17 protein-coding genes are annotated in these 22,421 nt (G+C 63.1%); 8 read left to right on the forward strand and 9 right to left on the reverse strand.

Features of this window, described 5'->3' with window-relative positions; genetic code table 11:
• Nucleotides 1-107 precede the first annotated feature (107 nt).
• Complete coding sequence (gene mmsB, locus NKI37_RS02060) at nucleotides 108-992, forward strand: 3-hydroxyisobutyrate dehydrogenase (protein ID WP_023730705.1); 885 nt, start codon at nucleotides 108-110, stop codon at nucleotides 990-992.
• A gap of 424 nt (nucleotides 993-1,416) precedes the next feature.
• Here the strand turns inward: mmsB and NKI37_RS02065 are convergent, their stop codons facing one another.
• The 5 genes from NKI37_RS02065 to NKI37_RS02085 all read right to left on the reverse strand — a co-directional run bounded on the left by NKI37_RS02065 (nucleotide 1,417) and on the right by NKI37_RS02085 (nucleotide 7,651).
• Complete coding sequence (locus tag NKI37_RS02065) at nucleotides 1,417-2,796, reverse strand: aspartate aminotransferase family protein (RefSeq protein WP_352791796.1); 1,380 nt, start codon at nucleotides 2,794-2,796, stop codon at nucleotides 1,417-1,419.
• Nucleotides 2,797-2,848: 52 nt separating this feature from the next.
• Nucleotides 2,849-2,971: a hypothetical protein gene (locus tag NKI37_RS02070; protein ID WP_023670422.1), complete on the reverse strand. Its 123-nt coding sequence runs from the start codon at nucleotides 2,969-2,971 to the stop codon at nucleotides 2,849-2,851.
• Nucleotides 2,972-3,003: 32 nt separating this feature from the next.
• Entirely contained in the window at nucleotides 3,004-5,061 is a 2,058-nt protein-coding gene (locus NKI37_RS02075) for a prolyl oligopeptidase family serine peptidase (RefSeq protein ID WP_502896415.1), read from the reverse strand.
• A gap of 110 nt (nucleotides 5,062-5,171) precedes the next feature.
• Nucleotides 5,172-6,332, reverse strand: coding sequence for an MFS transporter (locus NKI37_RS02080; protein ID WP_502896414.1), 1,161 nt, complete (start codon nucleotides 6,330-6,332; stop codon nucleotides 5,172-5,174).
• 143 nt (nucleotides 6,333-6,475) lie between these two features.
• A complete protein-coding gene (locus NKI37_RS02085; protein WP_352791801.1) occupies nucleotides 6,476-7,651 on the reverse strand; it encodes an MFS transporter in 1,176 nt (391 codons plus the stop codon).
• A gap of 271 nt (nucleotides 7,652-7,922) precedes the next feature.
• Here NKI37_RS02085 and NKI37_RS02090 point away from each other — a divergent pair, with 271 nt between their 5' ends.
• From NKI37_RS02090 to NKI37_RS02110, 5 genes are all read left to right on the forward strand, one after another.
• Nucleotides 7,923-9,500, forward strand: a complete 1,578-nt coding sequence (locus NKI37_RS02090; protein ID WP_352791802.1) for a trimethylamine methyltransferase family protein — start codon at nucleotides 7,923-7,925, stop codon at nucleotides 9,498-9,500.
• A 161-nt stretch (nucleotides 9,501-9,661) separates the two neighbouring features.
• A complete protein-coding gene (locus NKI37_RS02095; protein ID WP_352791587.1) occupies nucleotides 9,662-10,126 on the forward strand; it encodes an endonuclease domain-containing protein in 465 nt (154 codons plus the stop codon).
• Between the two features lie 18 nt (nucleotides 10,127-10,144).
• Nucleotides 10,145-12,715, forward strand: a complete 2,571-nt coding sequence (locus NKI37_RS02100) for a GcvT family protein (protein ID WP_352791570.1) — start codon at nucleotides 10,145-10,147, stop codon at nucleotides 12,713-12,715.
• A gap of 84 nt (nucleotides 12,716-12,799) precedes the next feature.
• Nucleotides 12,800-14,329 (forward strand): ArnT family glycosyltransferase, encoded by a 1,530-nt coding sequence (locus NKI37_RS02105; protein WP_023670415.1) that lies wholly within the window; start codon nucleotides 12,800-12,802, stop codon nucleotides 14,327-14,329.
• 55 nt (nucleotides 14,330-14,384) lie between these two features.
• Complete coding sequence (locus tag NKI37_RS02110) at nucleotides 14,385-15,692, forward strand: M24 family metallopeptidase (RefSeq protein WP_023700320.1); 1,308 nt, start codon at nucleotides 14,385-14,387, stop codon at nucleotides 15,690-15,692.
• Here NKI37_RS02110 and NKI37_RS02115 read toward each other — a convergent pair.
• Nucleotides 15,657-16,484 carry a phosphate/phosphite/phosphonate ABC transporter substrate-binding protein gene (locus NKI37_RS02115; RefSeq protein ID WP_352791572.1) on the reverse strand — a complete coding sequence of 276 codons (828 nt, stop codon included), beginning with the start codon at nucleotides 16,482-16,484 and terminating at the stop codon, nucleotides 15,657-15,659. The two genes, NKI37_RS02110 and NKI37_RS02115, sit on opposite strands and share 36 nt — an antisense overlap.
• A gap of 86 nt (nucleotides 16,485-16,570) precedes the next feature.
• Nucleotides 16,571-17,581, reverse strand: coding sequence for a fatty acid desaturase (locus NKI37_RS02120; RefSeq protein WP_352791574.1), 1,011 nt, complete (start codon nucleotides 17,579-17,581; stop codon nucleotides 16,571-16,573).
• A gap of 230 nt (nucleotides 17,582-17,811) precedes the next feature.
• On the opposite strand from NKI37_RS02120, the gene NKI37_RS02125 reads away from it, so the two are divergent.
• Together NKI37_RS02125 and bmt are read left to right on the forward strand one after the other, a co-directional pair.
• Nucleotides 17,812-18,669, forward strand: a complete 858-nt coding sequence (locus tag NKI37_RS02125; protein ID WP_023681768.1) for a helix-turn-helix domain-containing protein — start codon at nucleotides 17,812-17,814, stop codon at nucleotides 18,667-18,669.
• Nucleotides 18,670-18,783: 114 nt separating this feature from the next.
• Nucleotides 18,784-19,806: a betaine--homocysteine S-methyltransferase gene (gene bmt, locus NKI37_RS02130; RefSeq protein ID WP_023830548.1), complete on the forward strand. Its 1,023-nt coding sequence runs from the start codon at nucleotides 18,784-18,786 to the stop codon at nucleotides 19,804-19,806.
• Between the two features lie 8 nt (nucleotides 19,807-19,814).
• Here the strand turns inward: bmt and NKI37_RS02135 are convergent, their stop codons facing one another.
• Together NKI37_RS02135 and NKI37_RS02140 are read right to left on the reverse strand one after the other, a co-directional pair.
• The gene (locus NKI37_RS02135; protein WP_023724232.1) at nucleotides 19,815-20,081 is read right to left on the reverse strand and encodes a hypothetical protein; all 267 of its coding nucleotides are present in this window, start codon (nucleotides 20,079-20,081) and stop codon (nucleotides 19,815-19,817) included.
• A gap of 226 nt (nucleotides 20,082-20,307) precedes the next feature.
• Complete coding sequence (locus tag NKI37_RS02140) at nucleotides 20,308-22,419, reverse strand: vWA domain-containing protein (protein WP_023746824.1); 2,112 nt, start codon at nucleotides 22,417-22,419, stop codon at nucleotides 20,308-20,310.
• Between the last annotated feature and the right edge of the window lie 2 nt (nucleotides 22,420-22,421).

A 22,421-nucleotide genomic window follows, 5' to 3' on the forward strand; every position in this document is an offset into this window, starting at 1 on the left:
GCCATACGATAAGATCCTTGTACGAGTTGATCTTGCCGGTCATCCTTTGCCTACTGCCTACTGCCTACTGCCTACTGCCTACTGCCTACTCATCATGGAGCACCGCTATGACCACCATCGCCTTCATTGGTCTCGGCAATATGGGCAACCCGATGGCTGCCAATCTCGTCAAGGCGGGGCACGCGGTGCACGGCTTTGACCTGATGCCGGAAAACCTCACCGTCGCCCACGAGCATGGCGTCATTGTCACGGCGAATGCCGTGGCGGCGGTGAAAGACGCCGATGTCGTGATCACCATGCTTCCCGCCGGCAAGCACGTGCTCTCGGTCTACGAGGACATCGCACCCAAGGCCAAACCAGGCGCCCTGTTCATTGATTCCTCGACCATCGATGTCGAGTCGGCCCGCAAGGCGCATGCCGTAGCAAGGAAGCACGGGCTGCATTCGATCGACGCCCCCGTCTCCGGCGGCACCGGCGGTGCTGCTGCGGGAACGCTGACCTTCATGGCCGGCGGCGCCAAGGATGCCTTCGCCAAGGCCGAACCGGTCCTGAAGCCGATGGCAGGCCGCATCGTCCATTGCGGTGACGACGGCGCCGGTCAGGCAGCCAAAATCTGCAATAACATGATGCTCGGCATTTCGATGATCGGCGTCGCAGAGGCCTTCGTGCTGGCCGAAAAGCTCGGCCTCTCGCATCAGGCCCTGTTCGACGTTGCCTCGACCTCGTCGGGCCAGTGCTGGTCGCTGACCACCTATTGCCCGGTGCCGGGTCCCGTGCCGGCCTCACCCGCCAACCGCGACTACAAACCGGGCTTTGCCGCAGCACTCATGCTGAAGGACCTGAAACTGGCGCAGGAGGCGGCCCAAAGCGCCGGCGCGGTGACGCCAATGGGGGCCGAAGCGGCCCAGCTTTATGCGCTGTTCAACGCCCAGGGAAATGGCGGATCGGATTTTTCCGGCATCATAAATTTCCTTCGCGGCAGTTCTCTATAAGTTTCGAATTTGGCATCGCTTTTTTCGATTTTTGTTGCGCGGAAAAATTGCAAATTTAGATTTGCTTAAGCTCTCGATAACCCGGCGGTAACGATGTGCCTATATAACGGATGGCGAGGCGGACATATCGCATCCGCCCGGCGCTCCGGATCAGGTCTCGCGTACCGGAGCCCGTAAGTTTCGCAAGTGTATTGTTGGCGAAATGCCATGCGTATCTGGCAAAGCCGCGTTCCTATGGAGCGCGGTTTTTGCGTTTTGCAGTCCTATACTGCTCGGTCTGAATTATATTCCGATTGCAGCGTTCGGAATTGCCTCATGGCCTTCATTGACCAGCACGATCGGTGCGCTGACCCCGTCGACCCTGACGATAAGCAGGCGCACAGTCCGGGCGCCCTGTTTGCAAGGCGCCCGGCGCTCGTTCCATCTACTTCTTGCGCAAATCCGCTTGCGCCAGATCCAGCGCTTTGGCGATGCGATCGCAAGCCATGTCGATCGTCGCGCGGGTCCAGATCAGCGGCGGCGACAGGATCATCGTGTCGCCGGTGGCGCGCAGCATCAGGCCTTGCGCGATGGCGTGGTCGCGGACGGTGACGGCGGCACTGCCCGTCGGCAGGAAGCGCTCCTTGGTCGCCTTGTCCTTGACGATCTCGATCGCGCCCATCAGCCCGATCGATCGCACCTCGCCGACCAGTTCGTGGCCGGCAATGCGCTCTTGCAGCGCCTGGGCGAAGTAAGGTCCGGTGTCGTTCCTGACCCTGTCGACCAGGCCTTCGCGCTCCATGATCTCGAGATTCTTCAGCGCCACCGCGCAGGCCACCGGGTGACCCGAATAGGTATAGCCGTGGTAGAATTCGCCGCCCTTTTCGACCAGCGTCGCCGCGATACGGTCGCCGACCAGCAGCGCCGACAGCGGCTGATAGCCCGAGGTCAGTGCCTTGGCCGTGGTCATGGTGTCCGGCTCGATGCCGAAGGTCTGCGCCGCAAACCATTCGCCGGTGCGGCCATAGCCGGTGATGACCTCGTCCAGCATCAAAAGCACATCGTATTTGCGGCAGATGCGCTGCACTTCCGGCCAATAGCTCATCGGCGGTATTTTCACCCCGCCCGCTCCCATCACCGGCTCGCCGATGAAGGCGGCGACCTTGTCGGCGCCGGCCTCCAGAATGGCATCCTCGACCGCCTTGGCCGCGCGCAGGCCGAAATCATGGTCGCTTTCGCCAGGCAGCGCCAACTCATAGGCATAGGGCATCATCACATGGACGATGTTGGGAACCGCCCCGCCGAGCTGCTTGTGCATCAAATCCATGCCGCCGAGCGACGTGCCGGCGACGGTCGAGCCGTGATAGGCCGACTTGCGCGAGATGATGCGGTTCTTCTCCGGTTTGCCTTCCAGCACCCAATAGTGGCGCACGAGCCGCAGCGCCGTGTCGTTGGCCTCCGAGCCGGAGGAGCCGTAAAACACCTGGGCGATGCCCTTGGGCGCCAGCTCGGCCAGCTTCTTCGACAGCAGCACGGGCGTCGGCGTCGAGCATTTGAAGAAGGAATTATAGTAGGGCAATTCCTTCATCTGCGCGTAAGCGGCGTCGGCCAGCTCGTCGCGGCCATAGCCGACATTGACGCACCACAGCCCGGCCATGCCGTCGAGTATTTCGGTGCCGTCGGCATCGTAGATGAACGGGCCGTTGGCGTGGGTGATGATGCGCGAGCCGGTCTCGCGCAATTCCTTGTGGTCGGTGAAGGGATGCAGATGATGCGCGGCGTCAATCTGCTGAAGCTGCTTCAGCGAATAGTTCTGGTAAGTCATGGGTTTGCTCTTTCCTCTGGAATCAAACCGGCAAGCTGCCGGGGCGACTTCGTCAGAGGACGGCGGGCGGCGAATAGCCGATGCGGGCGCACAGCCTGAGCAGTTCGGCGCGCAGCGTGCGCGGCGACGGTGTCACCGCGACCCCGAAAGCGCCGGATGTGCTCATGTAGACCATGGCGGCAGTCTATGCCGCCCGAGGCCCGGAATTCAAGCGGTGCCGCTCAATACCCTTTGCAGGAAAACGTATTTCATGGCGGTTTGTGCCGCTTGCGGCCGGCGATCGCCACGCCCGCCATGGCCGCCTTCCGTCTCCTCGAAGAACAAGGTCTTGTCGTGACCTGCTTCCTGCAGCTTCGCGGCCATCTTGCGGGCATGGCCGGGATGGACGCGGTCGTCGGCGGTCGATGTCGTGAGCAGCACCGGGGGATAGTCGGCATCGGCCGAGACATGGTGGTACGGCGAATAGGCGGCGAGCCACTTGGCCTCTTCCGGTTTTGCCGGATCGCCATATTCGCCGATCCACGAGGCGCCTGGCGGCAGTTCGGTGTAGCGCAGCATGTCGAGCAGCGGCACCTCGATGATGACGGCGCCGAACAGTTCGGGATGCTGCGTCAGGGAAACGCCGGTAAGCAGGCCGCCATTCGAGCCGCCCTGGATGCCGAGGGAAGCAGCCGTGGCGATGCCGCGCCTGACGACGTCCTGCGCCACCGCGGCGAAATCGTCGAAGGCAGTCTGGCGATTGCCCTTCAGCGCCGCCTGGTGCCAGGCCGGCCCAAACTCACCGCCACCGCGGATGCAGGCCTGCACATAGGCATTGCCCTTCTCCAGCCACAGCCTGCCGCGCACGCCGGCATAGCCGGGCAGCAGCGGTATTTCGAAGCCGCCATAACCATAGAGAAGCGTCGGTACCGGACCCTTCTGGTCGCGCCGCCTGACGACGAAATACGGGATCATGGTGCCGTCCTTCGAGCGCGCCTCGAACTGTTCGGAGACCAGCGGCGCGGCGTCGAACCGCGCCGGCTGCGATTTCACGGTGGCCAGCGTCACCCCGTCATCGTCCGACCAGATGATCGAACTCGGCGTCAGGAAATCGGTGAAGGAGAAGGAGACGCTGGAACCGAAATGCTCGGCATGCGCGATGCCGACATTGCCGTTCTCGGGCAGCGCCACCGGCTTCAGCGACCAGCGGTCGCCGCTGCGCTCGGCGATAACGACCTTGCCGCGCACATTGTCCATCAGATTGATGAACAGCCGGTCCTGAGTGCGGGCAATGCCGGCGACCGAAACACGGTGCGCTGGCGCGAGCATGGTTTCAACAGGGCCCAGGTCGCCGGTGTCGATCCAGTGTTCGAAATCGAAGGAATAGAGGGCGTCCGGCAAGCACTCAGTGCCGCCCGGCGCCGTCCATGGGCTGCGCACCCCGAACACGAACCGGCCCTTGAACAGCGCGGTGTCGGTGACATCGTCCGGCAGCGGGATGCGCCGGTTTTCGCCCGACGGCAGGCGCAGAAAACTGTGCGAGGAGAAGAAGGCGATCGTGCGGGCCAGAAACAAATACTGCCTGTCGCCATCATGCTCGACCCCCGCGCCGGCCGCGAGATCCTGCTTCTCGGCCTCGAAGATCGGCGTCGCCTCCTCCAACCGGGTGCCGCGCTTCCACAGCTTGACGACGCGCGGATAACCGGACTGGGTCTTGTCGTCTTCATTGAAGGCAGCCGAGACAATGACCGTGTCCTTGTCCAGCCAGGAAAAGCCGGATTTCGAGGCGGGAGCGCGGAAGCCGCCCTCGATGAATGATTTGGTCTCGATGTCGAATTCGCGCATCTCGCTGGCATCGCCGCCATCCGGCGACATCGCCACCAGGCAAAGGTTGAAATCGGGGTAAAGGCGGCTGGCGCCGCTGAACACCCACTTCACCCCCTCCTTGGCCGACAGCACGTCGAAGTCGATGATCGTCTCCCACACAGGCTTCTCGGTCTTGTAGGAAGCAACCGTCGTGCGGCGCCAGAGGCCGAGCACATTGGTCTTGTCTTGCCAGAAATTATAGACTTGGCCGTTGAGCGCGGCACCGGCCGCAATGTTGTCCTCGGCCGTCATCAGGTCGAGCGCCGTCTCGAAGGCCGCCTGGTAGGACGGATCGCCCTGTAGTTCGGCCACGGTGATCTCGTTCTGGCGATGCACCCAGTCGAGCGATTCCTTGCTGGTCCGGTCCTCCAGCCAGAGGAACTTGTCCTCCGCGGTGGCATCCGTCTGGCGTTTTGTCATCGATTGGGTCACGCATGGTCTCCAGGCTAGTGGCGGGCAGCCCTGCCTACATCGCGTTGCAAGCGGTTTTATTCAAGATGGTGACGTCAGGTCATCGGCGGAATGCGGCCTCAAACCATCCGCCGGCGCAGGACCGTGGCCACAGCCAGTGCCAGACAAATCGTGCCCAGCGTGATCGGCAGGCCGGAGGCGCCGATCACATCCATGACGCCACCCGCCAGCGGCGGCACCACGATGCCGCCGATGCCCCACATCAGCGAGAAGGCGGCATTGCCGGCGACCAGCGCCGAGCCGGTAAAGCGCTCGCCGAGCTCGATGATCGACATGGTGTAGATGCCATAGGAGACCGCGCCCCAGATAAAGACGCAGGGCCAGATCAACGGCGTCTCGATCAGCAGCGGCAGCAGCACGCAGCCCAGCACCGTCACCACGACGCAGACGAATCGCACCAGCCGCGCCGTCAGCCGTTCCGCCAGCAAGCCGAGCGGCACCTGCATGGCGATGTTGCCTGCGATCATCACCGACAGCAGCGCCGACATGCGCGCTTCCGCGATGCCATGGTGCGTGCCGTAGACCGGCAGCAGCGCCAGCACGCCCTGTTCGAAACCGGCGGCAACGACCACCGCCGACAGCAGTAGCCATGCCAGGGGCATGAAGCCCATGACCGAAACCCTGTGCCCGGCTTCGTCGACCTTCGGCAGTCGCGGCAGCACCAGCGCCAGGCAGGCGCCGCAGAAGATGAAGGCGGCGATCCCCACCAGGAATGGCGGCCATCCCACGGTGCCGACAGCGAGCAGGCAGAGCGGCCCGGCAGCGAAGCCGGCCGAGATGATGGTTGAATAGACACCCATGACGCGACCGCGGCGCGATGGCGGCGCCAGTGCAATGACCCAGATTTCGCTCAAGACATAGAGCGGATTGGTCACCACCCCGATCAGGAAGCGCAGCGGAAACCACAGATAGACATTCTGCGTCCAGCCGATCAGCGCAAGCACAATAGCCGAAAACGCCGCGCAGGTAAGCGCGGTGCGCCCTGCCCCGAACCGGCGCGCCAGTGCCGGGATCAGCGGCGACGAGACAATGAAGCCGATCGGCGTCATTGCCGCCGAGAGCCCGATGATGGCCGGCGAAACGCCCTGGCGTTGCAGGATGAAGCTCAGCAGCGGATAGGACAGGCCTTGCGCGATGGCGAACACCGAGACGGTCGCGATCACGCCGCTGATCGCCGCCCACTGCATCTTCTCGTTGTCAGCTTCCGCCAGGTTCACCATTGGCACCTAAACCAGGTTCAGGACTAGCTTTTCTGTCCGACGCGGGTAAGCCCCGCCCCGGGGAAAACCGTTTGCTCCAGACAAGGCCTGTCAGGAGTTTCTGGGCCTGTCAGGAGTTTTGGCCTATCAGGAGTTTTGGGCCGTCAGGAGTTTTGGCGCTTGAACGATCGATAGAGCGCGAAGCTCACCAGCAGCGCGTCGAGGCCGGCGATCACCACCGGCAGGCCGAGCGGACCGATGACCTGCATCAAGGCACCGGCGCCAGGCGGGCCGACAATGCCGCCGGCGCCCCACATCAAGGCAAAGGCGGCGTTACCGGCGACCAGCACGGTTCCCCTGAAGCGGCTGCCGAGCTCCACCAGCGCCATGGTGTAGACGCCATAGCCGACCGCGCCCATGACGAGAAGGACGAGCCAGATCGCCGGCGTCCTGATCAGCAACGGCAGCAAAACTGCGCAGGCCGTTGTCGCCAACGCACAGAAGATGATCATCGCCCGCCCGCCGAAACGCTCGGCCAGCAGGCCGAGCGGGATTTGCAGGAAGATGTTTCCCAGCGACAGTGCCATCACCAGGGCCGCCAGCGTCCTTTCGGGCAAGCCATAGGCGGCACCGAAGACCGGCATCAAAGCGTAGGTGCCCTGCTGGACCGCCGCCGAAACCAGCACGGCGAACAACAGCGCCGGCGCCAGCCTGGCGAAACCGAAAAAGCCGCCGGGCAATTGGCCGTCATCCTCGAAGCCGGCGAGGCTTGACGAAACAGCACGAAGGATCGCGGCGCACAGGATGAAGCCGGCCATGCCGATCAGGAAAGGAACCCAGCCCGATATCCCTACCGCGGTCAGGACCAAAGGCCCCGCAGCATAGCCAGCGCCCAGCACGGTGTTGAATGCCCCCATCACCCTGCCGCGGCGCGACGGCGGCGCCAGCGACAGCGCCCATACTTCGCCCAGGATATAGAGCGGGTTGATGACGATACCGATGATGAAGCGGATGACGAACCAGCCCACCCAGTCCTGCAGGTAGCCGATGCCGAGGAAGCACAGCGCCCCAATCAATGAGCAACCCACAGCCAGGTTGCGCGCGCCGACCAGCCGAACGGCTGCCGGCACGAACGAGGCCGAAAGGATCAGACCAAGCGGCATCATCGCTGCCGACAAGCCGATCAGCGCCGGCGACATGCCTTGCTTCTGCATCAGCAGCGTAAACAGCGGCGAGCTCAGCCCTTGCGCCGCACCGAACATCGCGAGGGCGGCAGTTACGCCGGCAAGCGCTGCCCATTGCGTCCCCGCTTCGCCATCGCTCGAACCGGTCGCAGCCATGATGCCTTCCACATGAATTGCCGGCCCATCCAGCGGCAAACCACTGAGCTAGCGGTTCGATTTAGGGAAAGGAAGGGCCGCGCCTGAAATCCCCTTGCGCCAAGAGCCGCAGTGGGCGCGTCCTGTCCGCCAATCCCCGGCAAGGTTGTCAGCTATCGGACTGCCGTTCGGGCATGTCGCTTCCCTCGTCCTAGTGGTCGCCGCCTCCGCAATGGTCGGACAGCCGCCGGTCCATTATGCCGCCCGCTACCAGCATCGTACGAGGACCATCATGACCGCCGCCCTGCATCCAGCCGAACCGCCTTTGGCAACCGACCGTGCCCGTCGCGGTGGCCGTGCGGGCAAGCGCGCCGGCGGCTCGGCCGCCTTCGAACAGCCGGCTTTTCGGCAACTGAGAAATCCGCTAACGCCGACCAAGCTGGTCTCTGACGACGAGCTGGAATCGATCCACCTCGCCTCGCTGCGCGTCTTGAGGGAAATAGGCGTCGACGTACTGCATGACGACGCGCGCCGCATCATGAAGGAAAATGGCGCTGATGTCCGCGAGGGCAGCGAGCGCGTGCGCTTCGACAGCGACATGATCCTCGATCTCATCTCCAACTGCCCGTCGGAATTCACGCTCCATGCCCGCAACCCGGCGCACAATGTGCGCTTCGGCGGCAACAATGTGATCCTGTCGATGATGGCGTCGGCACCGAACTGCTCCGACCTCGATCGCGGCCGCCGTCCGGGCAACCAGCAGGACTACCGCAACTTCCTGCGCCTGGCACAGATGCACAACATCCTGAACTGCACCGGCGGCTATCCGGTCGAGCCGACCGACATCCACCCGTCGGTGCGCCACCTCGAATGCATCCGCGACCTCGCCACGCTGACCGACAAGGTGTTCCATATCTATTCGCTTGGCAGGGAGCGCAATGTCGATGGCATCGAGATCGCCAGGATCGCGCGCGGCATCAGCCATGAGCAACTGCTGGAAGAGCCATCGGTGTTCACCATCATCAACACCAATTCGCCGCTGAAACTGGATGTGCCGATGATGGAAGGCATCATCCAGATGTCGAGCAAGGGTCAGGTCGTCGTCGTCACGCCCTTCACCCTGTCGGGCGCGATGGCGCCGGTGACCATCGCCGGTGCGCTGGTGCAGCAGAATGCCGAGGCGCTATCCGGCATTGCCTTCGCCCAGATGGTGAGAAAGGGCGCGCCGGTTGGCTATGGCGGCTTCACCTCGAATGTCGACATGAAGTCGGGCTCGCCGGCCTTCGGCACGCCTGAATATATGAAGGCGCAGCTTGTCGGCGGCCAGCTTGCCCGCCGTTACAAGATCCCCTACCGCACCTCCAATACCTGCGCCGCCAACACCGTCGACGCGCAGGCAGCCTATGAAAGTGTGTTCTCGCTGTGGGGCGCCATCCAGGGCGGCGGCAATCTGATGATGCACGGCGCCGGCTGGCTCGAAGGCGGCCTGCGCTGTTCCTACGAGAAGACCATCCTGGACATCGACCTGTTGCAGATGGTGGCCGAGTTCCTCACCCCGCTCGACCTGTCCGACGAAGCGCTCGGCTTCGACGCCATCCAGTCGGTCGGCCCCGGCGGCCATTTCTTCGGCACCCAGCACACGCAGGACCGCTACAAGACAGCCTTCTACTCGCCCATCCTCTCCGACTGGCGCAATTTCGAGACCTGGGCCGAAGCCGGATCGCCGACCGCGCTGGAAAAGGCCAACAAGGTCTGGAAGGAGCGGCTGGCATCCTACGAGGAACCCTATATGGACCCGGCGATCCGCGAAGAGCTCAACGACTTCGTCGAAAAGCGCACGTCCGAAGGCGGCGCGCCGACCGATTTTTGATCAATGTTGTTGATGAACTGATTATTCGTATGGATCTGATGAACAGTCGACCCCCACTCCGTCGCGCTGGGCTCGACACCTCTCCCCCGATCGACGGGGGAGAGGAAAGGCGCGAAGTTATGCGGGCTGGCTCCCTTCCTCTCCCTCCGGAGGGGGGAGAGGTGGCGCCGGGAAGCGGCGACGGAGTGGGGGAAGGCGCTGGTCAAACCCGCAGTCGCCGCAACAATGGCACTACCCTGCGAGCCAGAAAACTTAGACAAGGTGACAATCAGGCCGAAGCTCTGCTTTGGCTTGAGTTGAAAGCCCGCAAACTTGGCGGCTACAAATTCACGCGACAGTTCTCTATCCGACCATACTTTGCAGACTTCGCCTGCCGCGAAAAATGGCTTGTCGTGGAAATCGACGGCCATCAACACGCCGGCAGCTCCTATGACCGTCGCCGTGACGATTTCATGCGCGCGCAAGGCCATTCGATCCTGCGTCTCTGGAACCATGACGTCCTGAACCATCGCACTTCCGTCTGCGAAACCATCCTTGCCGCGCTTGATGGCAGGTTGGCCGAGAACGTCGCTGCGGCCGATCTCCGCTTTGTTTTCACGCCACGCCCATTCGATTCAATCTCTTAAAAAACGGACCTATCTCTCATGAAATCTCACGTTAAAGCGGTTGTCATTGGCGGCGGCGTCGTTGGCTGCTCGGTGCTCTACCACCTGGCCAAGGCCGGCTGGACCGACATCATGCTGATCGAGCGTTCCGAGCTCACCTCCGGCTCGTCCTGGCACGCAGCCGGCGGCTTCCACACGCTGAACGGCGATCCCAACGTCGCCAAGCTGCAGGCCTATACGGTGCAGCTCTACAAGGAGATCGAGGAAATCTCCGGCCAGTCCTGCTCGCTGCATCTGACCGGCGGCGTGATGATGGCCGATACGCCCGAGCGCATGGATTTTCTGCGCCTGGCCCACGCCAAGGGCCGCTATCTCGGCATGGACACCGAGCTGATCACGCCCTCCGAAGCCAAGGCGATGTTCCCGCTGATGGACGAGACCAATTTCGTCGGCGCCATGTGGGATCCGGTCGAAGGCCATCTCGATCCCTCCGGCACGACGATCGCCTACTCCAAGGCGGCCAAGAAGCTGGGCGCCGAGATCGTGCTGCGCAACCGCGTCGTCGACTTGACGCAGGAAGTTGACGGCACCTGGAACGTCGTCACCGAACAGGGCACCGTCCACGCCGAGCATGTCGTCAACTGCGGCGGCCTGTGGGCGCGCGAGATCGGCCGCATGGTCGGCGTCGAACTGCCGGTGCTGGCCATGGAGCACATGTACCTGCTCACCGAGCCGATGCCCGAGGTCGAGGAATTCAACAAATCGACCGGCCGCGAGATGATCGGCGTGCTCGACTTCAAGGGCGAGATCTACACCCGCCAAGAGCGCAACGGCATCCTGCTCGGCACCTATGAAAAAGCCTGCAAACCCTGGTCGCCGGTCAATACGCCGTGGGATTTCGGCCATGAACTGCTGCCGCCCGACCTCGACCGCATCGCGCCGTCGCTGGAGATCGGCTTCAAGCATTTCCCCGGCATCGAGAAAGCCGGCATCAAGCAGATCATCAACGGCCCCTTCACCTTCGCGCTCGACGGAAATCCGCTGGTCGGGCCGGTGCAGGGCCTGACCAATTTCTGGTGCGCCTGCGCCGTCATGGCCGGCTTCAGCCAGGGCGGCGGCGTCGGCCTCGCGCTGTCCAACTGGATGGTGCATGGCGATCCCGGCTTCGACGTCTGGGGCATGGATGTCGCCCGCTTCGGCGAGTGGGCCGGCCTGCGCTACACCAACGCAAAGGTGCGCGAAAACTATTCGCGCCGCTTCTCCATCCGCTTCCCCAATGAAGAGCTGCCGGCTGCGCGCCCTGCACAAACCACCCCGCTCTATGACACGATGCTCGCCAACAACGCCGTCATGGGCGATAGCTGGGGCCTGGAGACCCCGCTGTGGTTCGCGCCGAAGGGCAAGGAGCCGAAGGACGTCGTCTCCTTCCACCGCTCAAACGATTTCGGTCCTATCGGCGAGGAAGTGCGCGCCACGCGCGAACGCGTCGGCGTCACCGAAATCGCCAACTTCGCCAAATACGAAGTGTCGGGACCTGCGGCTGAGGATTTCCTCAACCGGCTGATGACCAACCGCATGCCGAAGATCGGCCGCATCGTGCTGACGCCAATGATCAACGAATTCGGCAAGCTGATCGGCGACTTCACCATCGCCAAGGCAGGCGAAGACAGATTTATGATCTGGGGCTCTTCCGCCGCGCAGAAATACCACATGCGCTGGTTCGAAAAGCACCTGCCGAAGGATGGTTCGGTGCGCATCCACCGCTTCGATCAGACGCTCGTCGGCCTGTCGATCGCCGGGCCGAAATCGCGCGACCTCTTGCAGAACCTGGTCGATGTCGACATCTCGACGAAAGCTTTCCGCTTCATGGATTTCCGCGAAATGGCGGTCGGCGGCGCGCCCTGCATGGTCAACCGCATCACCTATACCGGCGATCTCGGCTATGAAATCTGGATGGCGCCGGCCTATGAGCGTCTGGTCTACAAGGCGATCAAGGACGCCGGCGAGGAGTTCGGCCTCGTCGATTTCGGCATGCGCGCTTTGCTCTCCATGCGCCTGGAGAAGAACTTCCCGACCTGGTACCGCGAGCTGCGCCCGATCTACGGCCCGTTCGAAGGCGCGATGGACCGCTTCATCAAGCTGGAGAAGAACGACTTCATCGGCCGCGAAGCCGCCGCCAAGGAACAGGCGGAAGGGCCGAAACTGCGCCGTGTTTCCTTCATCGTCGATGCGGCCGACGCCGATGTCATGGGCGACGAGCCGATCTGGGCCAAGGTCGGCAAGGACTATGGCACGGTGGAAAAGCCGCATGGCTATGGCGCGCCACGCTTCGATACGGCGGGCAAGGAAGTGCGTGGCTCGAAGGCTGCCGAAGGCGCTTCCGCCGTGCGCGGCATCGTCGACGGCGACTGGCGCGTGGTCGGCTGGGTCACCTCGGGCGGTTATGCGCACTATGTGCAGAAGTCGATGGCGCAGGGCTATGTGCCGGCGGCACTCGCCGAGGACGAAAGTGCCGGACTGTTCGAGATCGAGATCCTCGGCCACCGGCGTCCGGCGCGCATCAATGTCGAGGCGCCCTTCGACCCCAGCGGCGAGAAGATGCGGACCTGAAAAGGCGACAGGGAGCGTGAGATCGTGTAAGGGGCCTTCGGCAGTTGGCCGCAGGCATTTTCCCTCGATGAGAAGACGATCCCCTTGCAGTATCTAGAGAAATGGACGGACTGGCTCGGCGAAGGCAAGGTCGGTCCCTTCAACGCCGCACTGGTCTGCGTCGCGGTCTATTGCGTCGTCCAGATCGTGGTGATGGCGCTGCTGTCCCATGTCGTAGGAACCGGTGTCGGCGTCGACGATTCCGAACAGCTGATGTACATGCACTACCTCTGGGCTGGCTATGGCGGCTCGCAGCCGCCGCTCTACACCTGGCTTGCCCGCCTCGTCGCCGCCGTGGTCGGAACGAACATCCTGGCGCTCAAGATCGTGAAGTACCTGCTGATCGGAGCGGCGCTGGCGTCGGTTTTCATCGCTGTCCGCCGCCTGGGCTATTCCAGCCGCGCTGGCGCCGCCGCATTGTTCGGCCTGCTGTTGTTTCCGCAGATGGTGTGGGAGATGCAGCACGCCCTCACCCACTCGATCGCCGCTTTCTGTTTTTCAGTGGTGCTGTTTCTTGCGCTCGTTGAACTGGTGCAGCGGCGTTCGCTGGCCACCTATGTGCTGTTTGGCGTGGCGATGGCCGCCGCCATCCTGTCGAAATACAACAACGCGATCTTTCTCGGCGCGCTGATGCTGTCCACCTTGTCGCTGCGCGAAACGCGCGGCGTCATCCTCAACCGCCGGTTTTCGATCAGCCTTGTCGTGGCGGTGCTGCTTTGCCTGCCGACGCTCTACTGGAACCTGACCTACACCGACCAGTTGCTGTCGCACAGCGGCGGCTTCGGCATGGGCAGAGGAGAAAGCGCCATACAAACCGCATTCTACGGAATGCGCGGACTGGGCAAGGCTATCCTGTATTTCGCCGTGTTGCCGGCCGGCATATTCGTCGCGGCTTTGCTCATCGCATGGAAAAAGCCGGCGCCCGCGCTGCAACCGGCGCCATGGACCGAGAAACTGGTGTGGCGCACCATCGCTTTTGCCCTGGCGATGACCATCGTGCTCGTCCTGGCGAGCGGGACGACGCAATTTCGCGATCGCTGGATGCTTCCCATTCTTGTGTTGCTGCCGGTCGCGCTGGCCTTGCGGATGGATGCCAGAGGCGACAAGGGAAGGAAGGTGCAGGACGTCGTCGTCTTTGTCGGCGCAACGCTTGCCATCCTCGTGCTGCCGGTGACCTGGTACACGCACCTCAATGGCGGCGACAGCCGCGGCAGCATCGTGCGTGTCGACTACCAGTCGCTCTATGGCCAGCTGACGGCAAACGGTCCGGTTCGCACGGCGATATCGAGCTGGCACTGGGTGGGAAATCTGCGTCTTGTCGATCCCGATCTGGTCGTGCTCGACGACGAGATGCCGGACTTCGGCCATTTGCTGATCGAGCCGGCGGTGCTCGTGATGGCCAATGACAAGGAACCTCCCGAGGGCATCCTGCGGGCCTTGAGCGAGGCCGGCTATGTCGCTGACGGCTCGCCGCAGCAGTTGGTCGTCCCGATGCTGTTCGACAGCGAGCCGCCCACCCGCACGCTGACGGTCACGCGGCTGAAGAAAGCGGCCGCGGGCGCAGCGCCACAGTAAGTCGGCAGGGAGGCGTCGGGTGGAGAAACAAGGGTTCGGCCGTCACCGCAAGATCATGCCGTTCGAGCCGGGCTCCGTCGAAGCCTTGCGCGACGCCTCGCGCCAGAAAGCGGCGTCGCTGAACCAGCATGTGCTGGGCTATGGCGCGCTGGCTGAAACCGAATGGCAAGCGGCAGGCATCGCCGCGCCCGATTTTGCCGCTATGCGCCAATACCGGCTCGAGCGCATCCGAGCCGAACTGAAGCGCCGAAACTACGCCGGCGCGCTGCTCTACGACCCCGTCAACATCCGCTACGCCACCGATTCGACCAACATGCAGCTGTGGGTCGCGCACAATCCGACCCGCCACTGCTTCATCGCCACTGAGGGACCCGTGGTGCTGTTCGACTATTTCTCCTGCGAGCATCTGTCCGACCATTCCGGCGTCGTTGACGAGGTGCGGCCGGCAGTGTCGTGGATGTACCTCTATGGCGGTGAGCTGACCGAGCACAAAGTCCGCCGCTGGGCGGCCGGCATCGCCGATCTGGTCAAGGAGCATGGCGGCGGCAACAGCCGCATTGCGGTCGACCACATCAACCCGGAAGGCGTCGAGGAACTCGCCCGGCTCGGCATCTCGATCGGCAATGGCGAAGCGGTGATGGAAAATGCGCGGCTGATCAAATCGCCGGACGAGATCCTCGCCATGCGCCGCGCAATCGTCGCTTGCGAAGCGGCGATGGGTGAAATGGAGAAGGCGCTGACGCCGGGCATTTCCGAAAACGAATTGTGGGCCGAACTCCACCGCGGCAACATTGCGCGCGGCGGCGAATGGATCGAAACCCGGCTGCTTGCCTCGGGGCCGCGCACCAATCCGTGGTTCCAGGAATGCTCATCGCGTGTGATCGAGGAAGGCGACCTCGTCGCCTTCGACACCGACCTGATCGGTCCCTACGGCTTCTGCGCCGATCTCTCCCGCACCTGGCTTTGCGGTGACGCCAGGCCGTCGAACGAGCAGCGCGACCTGTTCCGCATCGCCGCCGACCAGATCGCCCACAACACGCAATTGATGCAGCCCGGCATATCCTTTCGCGACCTGGTCGAACGCTCCGTGGTGCCGCCGGGAGATTGCTTCCCGACACGCTACGGCGTGCTCTATCACGGCGTCGGCCTGGCCGACGAGTACCCGACCCTGCCGCATGCAAGCGACTGGACGCCGGACACGCCCGACGGCGCGCTGGAGCCGGGAATGGTGCTGTGCGTGGAAAGCTATATCGGCCGTCTCGGCGGCCATGAGGGCGTCAAGATCGAGGAACAGATCCTGATCACCGCGACCGGTAACGAGCAGCTTTCAACCTACAAGCTGGATGCGAGGCTGCTCGGCTGATCCGGCAAGCGCCTCGCGCAGAGCCTTGAGCGTCTTTTCCGGCGTCGTCCTGGCGGTGATGTAGGGCAGGCCTTTGCGCCTTGCCGTCCAGCCGACGACCTTCACGGCGTTTGCCGCAGGTTCGAAACGCTGCGCCAGCGCCCAGCTCTCACAGTCGATGGCAGCTATATCCGCCTTGCCCTCGGCGACCGCGACGATCGAGCCGCGATGGCCACCGCTTTCGCTGCGCGAGGAAAAGATATCCAGGCTTTCGCCGGCGGCCTGCAGATCGCGCGCCAGTGCAATGATGCCCGACATCGAATCGAGGCTGTTGTAGGTAAAACGCTTGCCACGCATCAGATCGAGCGGCAGCAAGGCTTTGCCATCCGCGGGCGAGCGAACTTCCGATCCCTCGCCTGTGCGCATCACCAGCGCGCTGGAATAGAGTTCGCCCTGGCCGCCTTCGTAAGCGTCGTAGCTCGGCTGGCCGACCACCTGCACATGCTTGTTCAGGCCGAGTTCCATCGGCCCCCAGCAGGTCTGCGCGAACAGCAGCGCCGGATGCAGCCAAAGCTGGTGATGGTCGAGTTCGTTCGGCGGCAGTGTCGCCGGATCGGGCGCGATTAGCTTGCCCTCGGCGTCCCGGATACCGCCCGGCACCGGCGGCAGGTCGCCACTGCGGCGCACGATTGTCTGCGGCGCATCGATGCCCTTGTGCCGAAAAGCCTCGCGCAACGCTGCCCATTGCGCGTCGACCTCGCCGCGCACTTCGGGCCAGTCGTACATCGGCAATGCCGCAATCAATTCACTCATGCCGACACTCAATCATCATGGCTCGGGAAAGGATCGCAAAAACGCGGCGTTCAATCAGAATTGGCCGACACCGGGATGTCCGGGGATTATTCCTTCGGCGGCTCGGCCGGAACCGGCGCGCTGCCAAGCCCGCTGATGCTGCGCGCCCTGATGCGCGGCTTGAACGCCCTGCCCGGCTCGGGCTGGCGGCGCAGCACCGGGTGCACGATCGGCTCCTTGGCCTTGAATGCGTAGGCCTTGATCAGTGCGAAATAGTTCGGATAGGCGTAGCCATTGTTCATCCGCAGCCACTCGTCGCGGCGGTCGGCAAACAGTTTTGGAAGCCTGTACCAGGCAACGGTCGGGGTCTTGTGGTGAACGAAGTGCAGATTGTTGTTGAGGAACAGGAACGACAGCGGCGAGCGCTCGATGATCACCGTGCGTCCTTCAGGGTGCTCGCACCACTGATGTTCGGCGAAAGTCCGGACCGCGATCAGCGACTGGCCGAGCCAGACCGGCACCAGAATGTAGAGCCATACGGGAATGCCGAAGCCGAACTGCACGATCGGCACTACGATGGCGAGGCCGATCGCATGCAGCAGCCATGCCTTGCCGATCACCTTGTCGCCGGCAATCACATGCCTGGCGTCGTCGACGAAGAAACCGATGCAGGACAGCCAAGGGCCGAGAAAGAAACGGCCGGCCATGGTGTTGTTTATCTTGAGCAGGAATTTCATCGTCGGCGGCAGATCGTCATGCATCCACAGCGCCTGGTAATAGCTCTCGGGATCGTCGAGCGGATCGGTCAGGCGCTCGTCGGCGTGGTGGCGCAAATGAAGCGTCTTGAAGCGACGGAACGGCCAGACCAGGCCGATCGGCAGGAAGACGAAGGCTTCGTTGATGAGCGCGCTGCGCGTCGGATGGCCATGCAGCACTTCGTGCATGATCGACGACTGCAAGGCCAGGATGAAGCCGAGGAGAAGAAGAGCCGGGATCGGATAAGAGGGCCAGAGCAGGAGCCCGGCAGCGAGCCACATTCCGTAACAGAAGAAAGCGAGAACCACGGTCGGCCACTCGATGGCTGCTGCGTTGCGTCGCTTGATGCTCTTGCCTGTCATGCTATCGACCACTGTCCCTCAGCCGCCGAAACCCCAATTGGTTCCTGACAACATAGTGTCAGGAGAAGCGATTCCACTCAACGAGACAAAGTGTACAAAATGTTGCATTTGCGCATTTTTGACCGCAGATGTTACACATTGTAAACAACCCTAGGGATTCATTTACGCCTGGAGTGCTGATTCGACGGCTATGGCGCAAATTTTTCCTAAGTGAGCGCGGAGAACGAACAGTGGACAAACGGGACCTGTCGGCAATCTTTCGGGAGCGTCTGAAGCTGCTCCTGACACGGTCCGACCTCAACCAGTCGGCCTTCGCGTCAGCAGTCGGCATCGATCGGTCGGCGCTGTCGCAACTGATGTCCGGCGCCTCGACGCGCCTGCCGCGCGCCGAAACGCTGCTCAACATCGCCGCCGAATTCAAGATCTCGCTGGACTGGCTCCTCGGCCTCTCCCAGGACGAAGGCGTCACCGGCGAAATCCGCGAAAGCCTGGAGATCGAAGAGGCGCCCGACGGCTTCGACCGCACGCTGCTCGCCAAATGGTTCGCCGAGGCCGCAGGCACCAAGATCCGCTATGTGCCGGCCGGCATTCCCGACCTCCTGCGCACACGCCAGCTGGTCGACTACGAAGCCAACATCACCAACCGCAGCCGCCTCGCTCAGGCGAGCGAGACGCAGTACCGCATCGAGTACAACCGGCGCCCTGAGACCGACATGGAGGTCTGCATGCCGCGCCACACGCTGGAGATTTTCGCCCGCGGCCTGGGCGTCTGGGACCGCTTTCCCGAGGCTGACCGCCGGCAGCAGCTTGCCCATATGGCGACGCTGCTTGACGATCTCTACCCCACCTTCCGCCTGTTCCTCTATGACGGCCGCATGCGCTATTCCATCCCGCTGACCATCTTCGGCCCTTACCGCGCCGCCATATATGTCGGCGACATGTATGTCGTGCTGAACGCCACCCAGCCGGTCCAAGCGCTGACCCAGCATTTCGACAATCTGATCCGCGCCGCCGACATCAACCCGCATGAGGCCGCCGCCTACGCGCGCAATCTGGCCGGCGCGTCATTTCCATCGGGTTCTGCCTGATCCCCAACACCCCGGAAAGGTGCGCCGCCCGGCAATTGCCGGTCGCAAACACATTGACTGGACATAAAGACTTCTTTATATCCTTATTCCATTCAAATACTGAAAGTCGATCCGATGACCGCGAACAATCCCATCGATGCTCTGCTGGCCGAAAAGGGCGTGCTGCTCGCCGATGGCGCCACCGGCACCAATCTGTTCGCCATGGGGCTGGAGGCCGGCGAAGCGCCGGAGTTGCTGAACGAGGCAGCGCCCGACACCATCACCAGCCTGCACCAGAATTTCGTCGACGCCGGCGCCGATATCATCCTCACCAACTCGTTCGGCGGCACCCGCCACCGGCTGAAGCTGCATCATGCGCAGGACCGCGTGCATGCGCTGAACAAGCGCGCCGCCGAGATTGCCCGCGCGGTCGCCGACAAGGCCGACAGGAAAGTCATCGTCGCCGGCTCGGTCGGTCCGACCGGCGAGTTGCTGGTGCCGCTCGGCGCCATGACCTATGACGAAGCAGTCGAGGCTTTTGCCGAGCAGATCGAGGGTCTCAAGGAAGGCGGCGCCGAAGTCGCCTGGATCGAGACCATGTCTGCGCCGGACGAAATCCGTGCCGCGGCGGAAGCCGCCATTCGCGTCGGCCTGCCCTACACCTATACCGGTTCGTTCGACACTGCCGGCCGCACCATGATGGGCCTGCTGCCCAGGGATATCCACGGCGTCGTCGACGGACTTTCAGAGACGCCGCTCGGTGTCGGCGCCAATTGCGGCGTCGGCGCCTCCGACATCCTGGCCTCGCTGCTCGACATGACGGAGGCGAAGCCGGAAGCGACGGTGATCGTCAAGGGCAATTGCGGCATTCCCGAATTTCGTGGCACCGAGATCCATTATTCCGGCACGCCGGAGCTAATGGCCGACTATGTCCGGCTGGCGGTGGATGGCGGCGCGAAGATCATCGGCGGCTGCTGCGGCACCTCGTTCCAGCACCTTGCCGCCATGCGCAAGGCGCTCGACGCGCACACCAAATCCGAACGCCCGACCGTCGCGGGGATCGTCGAGCGCATCGGTCCGATGCGCAACAAGGTGGCGACGGAAAACACCGCCGAGACCAGCGAAGCCCGCCGCGAACGCCGCCGCAGCCGGGCCTGATATCGAACTTATTCGCTGTTTTCAGCGTAACGCGATAGCGCCGTCGTGAAATCCAGGGCGGTGCTGTCGGCGCTTTCATTCATCGTCACCAGGTCACCCGACGACTGCGGATTGCCGATCTGCTCCAGCATGACGCGAAAGCGGTCATTGGTCAGCGCCGACTTTGCGGTATTCCGGGCTGCGTCGACGTCATCCATGATGCGCCTGGATTCTGGCGACAGCGTTCCCGACGCCTGCGTGTGTCTCACCGCCGGCGTCGTGTTTCCAATGTTCATGATCTGCAATTCCCGGCTCCCCAAGCCCAGTCCCTAACCATGGGCTAACATTCGGAGCATTGCGATGACGTTCCGGAAAAGCCACACAATTTAATGATCGGCCGGACATCGCCAGTACCCGGAAAAAAGGCCGGCAGGGTTTCCCCCGCCGGCCTGCCTCACCCGCCCGTAGCCGGTTCCCCGTATCAGAACGACCCCCGTCTGAAAGGAACCGGCGTTATTGCCACTACCGGTTACCGCCGAGCGCCGAGGCAAGGCGCACAAGCGAAAGGAACTCGGACCTGTACCCAAACGGGTCGGCTCCTCGGGCGGCGGTGGCAATCTCCATGATCTTGTCGTAGCCGAACTTCGCGGTCGCATCCTCGTCGCGCAGCTTCTGGCCGAAGGCGGCGACAGCGACGGAGAAACGCTGGTCGGTGCTGGCCTGGTCGAAGGACGCGACCTCGTTGGCCGAGGTCACCGGCGTGGTGATCAGCTTCGAGACGTCTTCGTTCGGCAGCTTGTAGCGGATTTTCACAAAGGCATATTCGTCGGCATTGGCGACGCCGCCATTGTCGACCGCGGCCTGGCCGTAGCGCAGCGGATCCATCTGCTCGCCGCCACTGCCCTTCGGCGTGATCTCGTAGATGGCCGTCACCGAATGACCGGAGCCGATATCGCCGGCATCGACGCGGTCATTGTTGAAGTCCTCGCGGTTCAAGGCGCGGGTTTCATAGCCGATCAGCCGGTACTCCGAGACCTTGTCCGGATTGAACTCGACCTGGATCTTGACGTCCTTGGCGATGGTGAACAGCGTCGAGGAGGCATCCTCGACCAGAACCTTCTCGGCCTCGGCCAGCGTGTCGATATAGGCGGCGGTGCCGTTGCCGTTCTGGGCGATGGTCTGCATCATCTGGTCGTTCAGATTGCCGCGTCCAAAGCCGAACACCGACAGGAAGACGCCGGTCTTGCGCTCCTGCTCGATCAGTCGCTTCAGATCGTCGTCATCGGTCTGGCCGACATTGAAGTCGCCGTCCGTGGCCAGCATCACACGGTTGATGCCGTCCTTGACGAAGGACTGCTGGGCAAGCTTGTAGGCTTCCTTGATACCCGCCTCGCCGGCCGTCGAGCCGCCCGGCTGCAGATTGTCGATGGCGTTGAGGATCTTGTCCTTCTCGGTGACCTTGGTCGGCATCAGCACGGTGCCGGCGTCACCGGCATAGGTGACGATCGAGATGGTGTCGTCCGCCTTGAGCTTGCTGACCAGCAGCCGGAAAGCCGACTTCAGCAGCGGCAGCTTGTCCGGCTCATCCATCGAACCCGAGACGTCGATCAGGAACACCAGATTGGCCTTGGGCTGCTCGACCGGCTTGATGTCGAAGCCCTTGATGGCGACGTGCATCAGCTTGGTGTGCCCGTTCCACGGCGTCGGCATGACGCTGACGGTCGAGTTGAACGGCGTCGAAGCCGAGTCCGGACCCTTCCAGTCATAGGGGAAGTAATTGACCATCTCCTCGACGCGGACCGTATCGGCCTGCGGCAGGTAGCCCTGCTTCAGCGAGCCGCGGACGAAGGAATAGGAAGCCGTGTCGACGTCGATCGAGAAAGTCGAGACCGGATCCTGAAGGGCTGCATGCACCGGATTGGTCTTGAAATCCTCGACGCGGTCGCGGTTTGGCTCCTGCGGCGCAATCTGGTCGGCCGGCATCGTCGAAGGCTGTGCCAGGTACTTGGATTCGGTCGCGCCGGCCATGCGGTTGACCCGCGCGCCGCCGGCCGGAGCAGCACTGCCGTCAAGCGAAAACTCGCGGCTCTCAACTGGCGCAGGCTCGGCCAACACGCCGCGTCCCAGCGCATCCTGCTGCGCCGGGGCGACAGCAACGGTCGATTCGGGCTTCGGCGGCGCGGGTGGCGTAAGCGGCGTAGTGGTGTCGCGGCTTCGCACATCGGCGTCGGTCTTCTTGTCGCCTTCAGGCGCCTGCTTTTCTTTTACCGGCGCGTTGATCGCCGGCCCATTGGTTGCCGGCTTGTCGGCCAGCGTCTCGGTGATCTTCTCGTCGCCGCCGAACGGCAACGGCTGTTCCCTCAGCATATGGAAGGTGGCGTATCCGGCGATCGGCAGGGCGACGAGCCCGGCAATGGCCGGCGTGGCGATGAGTTTCTTTTGCATGATCTCGCTCCAGAGCTTTTGTGCTCGCTCTGTGAGACGAAGCCCGCCGACCGATCCTTGGGTGACGGCAGAAATATTTTCCTGATCATAGGCGCTCATGGCGGCTTCGAAGGCGCGTGCCTTCGCGCTTTCGCCCGGCGCCGGTACTGCTGCGTCGCGCAGCCTGTTGAGTTCGTTGTCGTCGACCATGG

Origin of the sequence: Mesorhizobium sp. M0626 (genome assembly GCF_040320665.1) — a bacterium.
Classification (GTDB): domain Bacteria; phylum Pseudomonadota; class Alphaproteobacteria; order Rhizobiales; family Rhizobiaceae; genus Mesorhizobium.